The sequence below is a fragment of the Streptomyces rectiviolaceus genome (assembly GCF_039533825.1).
Classification (GTDB): domain Bacteria; phylum Actinomycetota; class Actinomycetes; order Streptomycetales; family Streptomycetaceae; genus Streptomyces; species Streptomyces rectiviolaceus.
Genome location: NZ_BAAAUG010000146.1, coordinates 1 through 8,641, shown reverse-complemented (window position 1 = coordinate 8,641; position 8,641 = coordinate 1). Strand labels below are relative to the sequence as shown.

The 8,641-nt window shown below is 71.9% G+C and carries 5 protein-coding genes and 1 pseudogene; all 6 read left to right on the top strand.

Annotation, left to right across the window (positions count from 1 at the left end):
- Positions 1-1,123, top strand: a pseudogene (locus tag ABD378_RS33675) (hypothetical protein); the annotation flags it as partial.
- The gene (locus ABD378_RS33670; RefSeq protein WP_344527228.1) at positions 1,120-2,292 is read left to right on the top strand and encodes an acyltransferase family protein; all 1,173 of its coding nucleotides are present in this window, start codon (positions 1,120-1,122) and stop codon (positions 2,290-2,292) included. The pseudogene ABD378_RS33675 and the gene ABD378_RS33670, both read left to right, overlap by 4 nt.
- 71 nt (positions 2,293-2,363) lie before the next feature.
- Positions 2,364-3,107 carry a class I SAM-dependent methyltransferase gene (locus ABD378_RS33665; protein WP_344527226.1) on the top strand — a complete coding sequence of 248 codons (744 nt, stop codon included), beginning with the start codon at positions 2,364-2,366 and terminating at the stop codon, positions 3,105-3,107.
- 4 nt (positions 3,108-3,111) lie between these two features.
- On the top strand, positions 3,112-3,993 hold the full coding sequence (locus ABD378_RS33660) for a TylF/MycF/NovP-related O-methyltransferase (protein ID WP_386544895.1): 882 nt from the start codon (positions 3,112-3,114) through the stop codon (positions 3,991-3,993).
- Positions 3,994-4,212: 219 nt separating this feature from the next.
- On the top strand, positions 4,213-7,707 hold the full coding sequence (locus ABD378_RS33655) for a bifunctional glycosyltransferase/CDP-glycerol:glycerophosphate glycerophosphotransferase (RefSeq protein ID WP_344527224.1): 3,495 nt from the start codon (positions 4,213-4,215) through the stop codon (positions 7,705-7,707).
- A partial coding sequence (locus tag ABD378_RS33650; RefSeq protein ID WP_344527223.1) for a glycosyltransferase family 2 protein occupies positions 7,704-8,641 on the top strand: 938 nt, incomplete at its 3' end. The genes ABD378_RS33655 and ABD378_RS33650, both read left to right, overlap by 4 nt.

Here is an 8,641-nt window from a genome sequence, read left to right as displayed (position 1 = left end):
GCCCGCCGTCGCCGCGACCGCCGGGGCCCTCGCGCTGCTGGCCGCGCTGATCCGGCCGGACGGCCCGGTGCTCGCGGCGGCCTACCCGGTGACCGTGCTGCTCTTCCTGCGCAGGGACGGGCTCGTGCGGGCCGTGCGGGCGGTGGCGCTGAGCTGCGGCATGTTCGCGCTGCCGTATGCCGCCTTCCTGCTGTGGCGCCGCGCGACCTTCGGGCTCTGGGTGCCGAACACGGCGGTGGCCAAGGCCCAGAAGGCGCCACGGATCGGCCAACTGGCTTCCACGGGTGAGCTGTTGACGTACGGCGGCTGGGCGCTCGCCCTGATCGGCGCGGCCTGCGTCGGTGTCGCGCTCGCCCGCCCCGGCCCTGCCCGCAGGGCCTTGGCGGCGCTGCTCGTCCCGCTGGCCCTGACCCTCTTCGCCTACGGCGTGCTCGGCCGGGACTGGATGGCGCTGTACCGCTTCGCGACCCCGGTGTGGGTGCTCGCCGCGATGGCGTTGGCCCTGGCCGTCGGCGCCGTCTGGCACGCGGAACGCCCTCGCGCGCGTGTCCTCATCGGCTGCGCCCTCGCGGGCGCCCTGCTGCTCTCGGTCACCGGACAGGCCGCGCAGGACCGCAGGTTCGTCCAGCGTCCGACCCTGTCCATGTGCTTCGTGGCCGAGCGCTACGGCCACACCTTCAACGCGTACGCCGCGTACCTCGGACTGCGCGACGCCACTGTCGCCCTGCCCGACCTGGGAGGCACCCTGCTCACCTCGCGGCTGCGCGTCGTGGACGTCGCGGGCCTGACCGACCGCCGGGTCGCCGAGGCGTACGCGGCCGCCGACACGTCCGACCTGCGCGACTACGTACTCAACGAGGTGCGCCCCGAACTGCTCCACGTGCACGCCGCCTGGACCGCCAAGTCGGGCCTGACCACGCCCCGCCTGGCGGCCGCGGGTTACGTCCCGCTCTACCGCGAGGGCAACGGCGGCGACTTCGTCCGGGCCGACGCGGTACGCGACCCGGCCCGGATCACCGCACTGCGCGAACGCGTGCGCCCGGCCCTTGACGACATGGTCGCCCAGATGCGCCCGGCGGGCTGCGGCCCGACGCTGCGCGCGGGAGAGGGGTCCCCCGCATGACGACAGCTCTCCCGCGGCAGACACGCCCCGTCCCCGGGCTTCCCACCGCCGCCGACACCGCGCCCCGCGTCGACTCCCTCACCGGGATGCGCTTCCTCGCCGCCTTCGCGGTGTTCGTGCACCACTTCACCGGTCTCAGCGCACAGGGCGGCGTCGCCCACGCGCCGCTGCTCTTCCCCTACTCGACGCTCGGCGCGAACGGCGTGGGGTTCTTCTTCGTGCTCTCCGGATTCCTGCTCACCTGGGGGCACCGCCCCGGCACCCTCGCCCGCCTCTTCTACTGGCGCAGGTTCGGCCGCATCTGGCCCGCCCACCTGGTCGCGACCATCCCCTGCATCTGGGTCTTCTACCTCTGGGGCGGTGTGCCGACGGACGCCTTCAGCTTCGTCGCCTCGCTGCTCCTGGTGCAGACGTGGTTCCCCGGCGTCGTCCCGATGTTCCCCGGCAACGGCGTCGCCTGGACGCTCAGCGTCGAGGCCTTCTTCTATCTCCTCTTCCCGTTCGCCGTCCGCGGCGCCCTGCGCCTGCGCACCCGCACCCTGGCCCTGCTCGCCGCCTGCGGACTCGTCGCGATGTGGCTGCTCAAATGGTGGACGGCCACTCATCTCTCGCCCTTCGCCACCGAGTGGATCATGCGGCACCCGGTGGCCAGGCTCCCCGAGTTCGCCGTCGGGATGGCCTGCGCGCTCGCCCTGCGCAGGGGGCACCGGTTCCCGCTCAGCCCGCCGGTGCTTTTCGCCTGCTTCACCGCGTACGCCGTCCTCTACTGCCACCGCACCACCTGGTTCGGCCCGGACATCGCCGACCAACTGGCCTGGACCCTGCGGCCGTTCGCCGCCCTGTTCTCCGTCGTCTTCATCGCCGCCTACGTCCAGCGCGAGCTGACCGGACACCGCGGCTGGCTCTGCTCGCGCCCGATGGTGCTGCTCGGGCTCTGGTCGTACGCCTTCTATCTGCTGCACCAGACCCTCAACCGGCTGATCATCGACACCTGGGGCCGCCCGCAGCCGGACAACTCCGCGGTGTTCACCCTCCTCGGCGTCGGTGTCACCGTCCTCGCGCTGTCCTGGGCGCTGTTCACGTACGTCGAGGAACCGGCGAGGAAGTGGTGCGTCCGGCGCACTCCGCGCAGGTGGAGCCGTAAAAGCGCGTCAGTGGAAGCGAGTTGACGGCGTGACCCTTTGTGCCGATACACGTTGAACGCGAGCAACGCGTAGAAGATCACTGTGTTGGAGGAGACGTGCACCAGTCCGCGTACGAACAGATGGAACTCTGTGTGGAGCAGTACATGCCCGCGGGGAAGCGCCACCGGGTGGTCGATCTCGGCGCCCGGGTCTCCGACGGGCAGACCCGCACGCACAAGGCCCTGCTCGAAGGGCGCGACACGGAGTACGTGGGCGTCGACGTGCTCGACGGACGCAACGTCGACGCGGTGATGAAGAAGCCGTACCGCATTCCCGTGAAGTCCCGCAGCGCCGACTTCGTCATCTCCGGGCAGGCCTTCGAGCACATTCCCTTCTTCTGGGCGACGATGCTGGAGATCGCCCGGGTCCTGAAGCCGCAGGGCATCGCCTTCGTGACCGCGCCATCGCGCGGCCACGTGCACGACGCCCAGGACTGCTGGCGCTACTACCCCGACGGGTTCCGCGCCCTGGCCGCGTACACCCGGCTCGAACTCCGCGAGGCCTACACGGACTTCCCGCCCATGAAGGGCATCCGCCACGCCTACGGCCAGATCGACGCCAAGCACGCCTACTGGGGCGACTCCGTCGGCGTGTTCCAGCGGCCCAAGAACTACCCGAGCCTCACCATGGCCTTCGTGCGCTCCACGACCAAGTGGTGGGCGAACAAGGTCGGCGGGGTCGACGGCGTCCCGCTGCCCGAGCCCGTCGATGGCCGCGCCCTCTGCGGCAGGCCGAAGGTGGTGGCGCCGCGCTCGGAGGACGAGCAGCAGCCCATTGCCGCCCCAAGTGACGCCAAATGAACTTATGTTGACGAAACGTGACATCACGGATGAGTTGCGCGTACTGTCCGCTCCCATGGCATGGCGACGCGCTGTGAATGGCGCATTGAAGCAACTGACCGGATACCAGCTGACGCGCAAACCGATGCCGGGCCAGCGCGCGGCGGCGGCCCCCGCGCCGAAGCCCGCCCCGGCATCGAAGCCAAAGCCGAAGCCGAAGCCGAAGGCCCTGAACCTCCCCGCCGACTACGACGACGAGGCGAAGGACATCATCCGTGCGGTGAAGCCGTACACGATGACCTCTCCCGAACGGCTGAACGCCTTCATCCTGGCGACCCGGCACGTCATCAGGCACGACATCCCCGGCGACATCGTCGAGTGCGGTGTGTGGCGCGGCGGTTCGATGCAGGCCTGCGCCAAGGCGCTGCTCGCGGCCGGTGACACCGAGCGCGACCTGTACCTCTTCGACACGTACGAGGGCATGACCCCGCCCACCGAGGAGGACCTGCGCCTGGACGGCAAGTCCGCCGAGGAGCTGCTCAAGCTGCAGGGCAAGGACCGGCCGATCTGGGCCGTCGCCTCCCTCGACGACGTCAAGTCGGGCTTCGAGAAGGTGCCGTACCCCAAGGAGCGCGTGCACTACGTCCAGGGAAGGGTCGAGGAGACCGTCCCGCGCGAGGCGCCCGAGCAGATCTCCGTCCTGCGCCTCGACACCGACTGGTACGCCTCGACCAAGCACGAACTGGAAGAGCTGTACCCGCGGTTGGTCAGCGGCGGCGTCCTGCTCATCGACGACTACGGCTACTGGCAGGGCTCGCGCCAGGCGGTCGACGAGTTCCTGGACAAGACCGGCGAACGCCTGCTGCTCCTGCGCATGGACGAGGGCCGCATCGCCGTCAAGCCCTGACCCGGCGGCGCACGGCCGTTCCGGCCAACTGAACACGGCAGGAACGTGAGCGGGCCCTGTGCCCGGCAGCCCCGAGCTGCCGGGCACAGGGCCCGCCCGCGTGATCACTCGAATGGCTCTGCGCGGGTGACCCGGAAGGGCGGCCGTTGTTAACCAAGTGGCCCCCAGCAGGACGCGCAGCCGTGCCCGTCAGTTCTCCGGAAGGAATGTGCGCAGCGCATGACACCCCGACTCGCCGTCGTCGTCCCCGTCTACAACGTCGAGGAGTTTCTCGCCCCTTGCCTCCGGTCACTGGCCGAGCAGACCATGCCGGACCTCGAAGTCGTCATGGTCAACGACGGTTCCACCGACGGGAGCCCACGCATCGCCCGCGAGTTCGCCGAAGGGGACACCAGATTCCGGCTGGTCGAGCAGGAGAACGCGGGCCTCGGGGCCGCCCGCAACGCGGGAGTGCGCGAGGCGCGGGGCACGTACCTGGCGTTCGTCGACAGCGACGACGTCGTCCCGCCGGACGCGTACGAGCGGATGCTGGCGGCACTCGAGGAGTCCGGCTCCGACTTCGTCACCGGCAACGTCCACCGGCTGCGCTCCGGCGGCAGGAGCGAGCAGTCGCCGATGTTCCGCAAGGCGATGGAGAGCGACCGCAGCGGCACGCACGTCACCCGGGACTGGGAGCTGCTCGGCGACCGCATCGCCTGCAACAAGGTCTTCCGCAGGGACTTCTGGGACCGGCACGCCTTCGCCTTCCCCGAGGGCGTGCTCTTCGAGGACACCCCCGTCACGATCCCCGCCCACTTCCTGGCCGAGTCCGTCGACGTACTGAAGGAGCCCGTCTACCTCTGGCGCGACCGCGACGGCTCCATCACCAGCCGCCGCGCCAAGCCACGCGCCGTCCGCGACCGCACCGCCGCCGTCCTCGCGGCCAGCGGTTTCCTCGCCGAGAAGGCCGCACGGATGGCGGGCACGCCGCAGGCGGAGGTCTTCGCCGAGGCCAAGCGGCGCTATGACACGACGGTGTTCTCCGGGGACCTGTGGCTGTTCATGGAGGCCCTGCCGCACGGCGACGCCAAGTACCACGACGTCTTCATGGAGCAGGCCAACGCCTTCGTCGACACCGTCGACCCCGCGGTCGTCGCCGCACTGCCGCTCGCCCTGCGCGTGCGCTGGCAGCTCATCCGCCGGCGCCGCGTCACCGACCTCCTTGCCTTCATGGCGTTCGAGAAGTCCCACCCCGACGCCTTCCGGGTCCGCGGCCTGCGCAGGCGCCGGGCCGACTACCCCGGCATCGGCGGCCTGCCGCGCGAGACCGTCGCCCTGAAACGTTCCGACCTGCCGCTCACCGCGCAGCTCACCCAGGCCGCCTGGGACGAGCAGGGCAGGCTGCGGCTCAAGGGCTACGCCTACATCCCCAACCTGCCCGCCGGGCGGATCGGCGCGCGTGCCAGGGTCGCCTGGCTGCGGGCCGGGCGGCGGCGGGTCCTTCCGCTGAAGCTGCGCACGGTGCGGGCGCGCGAGGCGACGTACCGCTCCAAGCAGGGCCTGCACAGCTACGACCGGTCGGGATTCGAGACGGTCATCGACCCCCGCAGGACCGTCACCAAGCGGCGAAGCACCACCTGGAACGTCGAGATGGGCGTGGTCAGCGGGCTGCTGCCGCGCACGGGGCCGGTGCGGATGAGCGGTGCGCCGCGGCTTCCCGTGCGGTATCTGGAGGAGTTCCTGCGGGTGGCCGTCACCCTCAGCAAGGGGCGGCTGCGGCTGCGCACGGAGCGGGTGGCGGGGCGGCTCGTCGCGCACGAGGGGTGCGGCGGCGTCGTCCGGCTGCACGGCAGGATCGCGCCGGGGGAGTCCCAGGCCCTCGACGCCCTGCGGGTGGAGAACTGGCACACCAAGGAGGCGCACTACGTCCCGGCCCTGGTCAATGGCCGTGACTTCAGCGCCGATGTGCCGCTCGGCTTCTTCCACGCCGGTGAGGACGAGCGCACCGGAGCGCCGCGCAAGGCCGACCCGTGGGGCGTCGCGCTCGTCCGCGAGGGAGGCGACCGCACGCCGCTCGCCGCCTGCCCGGATGTGGCGCCGGGGCGGTACGGACTGCTGCCGGGGCGTGAACTCCTCGTCCTCGCCAACGCGTCGGGGAACCTGGAGCTGCGCGACCAGACCGTGCGCCCGCTCGTCGACGCCGTGACCTGGGACGACGAACTGCTCATCGAGGGCAGCCACCCCGACGCGGCGGCCCGCTGCGGGGAGCTGGTCCTCGTGCACGGCGGCCACGGCGACGAGAACGTCGTGCCGGTGCGGATCGAGGGCGGACGGTTCGCCGCCGCGCTGCGCCCCGAGGCCCTGCCGGGCCCCGGAGGCACCCTGCCGCTCGCCGAAGGACGCTGGAACCTCTTCCTGCGCGAGCCCGGCGAGAGCGACCCCGAGCAGTACACCCCGGTGTGCGTGGCGCCGGGCAACGACCGTGGACTCCCGCTCGTACGCACCAGGTCCGGCCGTGACATCACCCTGAAGCGCCACGCCCACGACGGCCTCCACCTGCGCTCGGGCTCCGCGCTTCCCATGGCCGACCGGGGCGCCCCGCGCCAGCGCCGGCTGCGCGAGGTGTACGCGGCGCGGCGCGGCGAGCCGCTGCGCGACGCCGTCCTGTACTGCAGCTTCGACGGTCGGCAGTACTCGGACTCGCCCCGCGCCGTGCACGAGGAACTGGTCCGCAGGGGCGCCGGGTTGGAGCACCTTTGGGTGGTCCGCGACCAGCAGGTGGGGCTGCCCGAGAGCGCGGCGCCCCTCGCCCTGTGGAGCGCCGAGTGGCACGAGGCCCTCGCCCGCTGCCGCTACATCGTCACCAACACCCAGCTGCCCCAATGGTTCGAGCGCGCCGATGGCCAGTACGTCGTGCAGACCTGGCACGGCACCCCCCTCAAGCGCATCGGCCGCGACCTCGCGGGCCACGCCTCCGGAGACCGCTCCTACATGGCGAGCCTGCCAGGACGCGCCGACCAGTGGAGCGTCCTCGTCTCCCCGAACCGCTTCTCGACCCCCGTCCTGCGCGGCGCCTTCGGCTACACCGGCGAGGTCCTGGAACGCGGCTATCCGCGCAACGACCTGCTGCACGCCGCCGACCGCGCGAAGGTCGCCGCCTCCGTGCGCGAACGGCTCGGCATCCCCGATGGCAGACGCGTCGTCCTGTACGCGCCCACCTGGCGCGAGAACCAGCCCAAGCAGTCCGGCCGCTACGCCCTCGACCTCCAGCTGGACCTGGAGGCCGCCGAACGCGCCATCGGCGACGACCACGTGCTCCTCGTCCGCAGGCACTACCTCGTCGGCGGCACGATTCCCGGCTCGGACTTCGTACGCGACGTCACGCGCCACCCCGACGTCAGCGAACTGCTCCTGATCGCCGACGTGTTGGTGACGGACTACTCCTCCCTGATGTTCGACTTCGCGCAGACCGGGCGCCCGATGCTCTTCCACACCTACGACCTCGACCACTACCGCGACACCCTGCGCGGCTTCTACTTCGACTTCGAGGCGCAGGCGCCGGGCCCGCTGCTCGGCACGAGCGACGAGGTGATCGCCGCGCTGCGCGACCCGCGGGCCGCCACCGCCGCGTACGCCGACGCGTACGACCGGTTCCGCGAGGTCTTCTGCGACCTGGACGACGGGAACGCGGCCGCCGGTGTCGCGGACGCCATGCTCGAGGGAGGCCGCGCATGAGCACGCCGGATCTGCACGACGTCAGCTGTGTCGTGGTCGCGGGAGAGGACGCCGACGCGCTGCGGCATTCGGTGCGGTCCGTGCTCGGCCAGACGATGGGCAACGTCGAGGCGGTCGTCGTCGACCCCGGGGCGGACGGTCCCGCCCGCGACGCGGCGCAGACGCTCGCCGCCGATCAGCCGCACCGGGTGCGCCTGGTCCGTGCCGAAAGCGCGATGCCGGTGGCCGCCTCGCGCAACCTCGGGCTCGACGCGGCACGCGGACGGTACGTCGTCGTGCTCGGCGACGGCGAACTCCTGGAGCGGCACGCCTGCCGGAACCTCTTCGACGCCGCGCGCTCCACCGGGGCCGATCTGGTGGCGGGGCGCTGGACGCGCCTCACGGGCAGCGGCAAGAAGGAGCGTGGCCCTGGCTGGCAGGCCGGGCTGCACGCGAGGACAAGGAGCGTCGAGAATCTCTCCGACGGCCCCGAACTCGTCACCAGGGACTCCCTGATCACCGGGTTCTGCGTCCGCCGCGACTTCCTTGACCGCGCGCGTCTGCGGTACGCGCAGGATCTCGCCCACAGCGAGGTCCTCTTCGGCGTCGAGGCAGCCATCGAGGCCCGCGGCATCACCCTCGTACCGAACCTGATCACCACCCACCGCGCGGCGCCCGCCCCCGCCCGCGAGACCCCCGCCATCGCCGAGGCCAACGACCGCGTCGCCGGGCTCCTCGTGAGCCTGGGCCGCCTCGACCTGGGCGATCAGCGCGAGCGGGCCTTCCTCACCGACCACGTGCTGCCCTGCGCCCGTACGTTCCCGCGGCTCACCGCGCGGGAGCGGCGCCGGGCCACGGCCGCGCTCGCCCCGCACCTCGAAGGCCGCGTGGACGCGCGCGCCCTGGCCGCGCTCGACCAGATGGAGCGGGTGTGCGTGCGGCTGCTCGCGGAGGG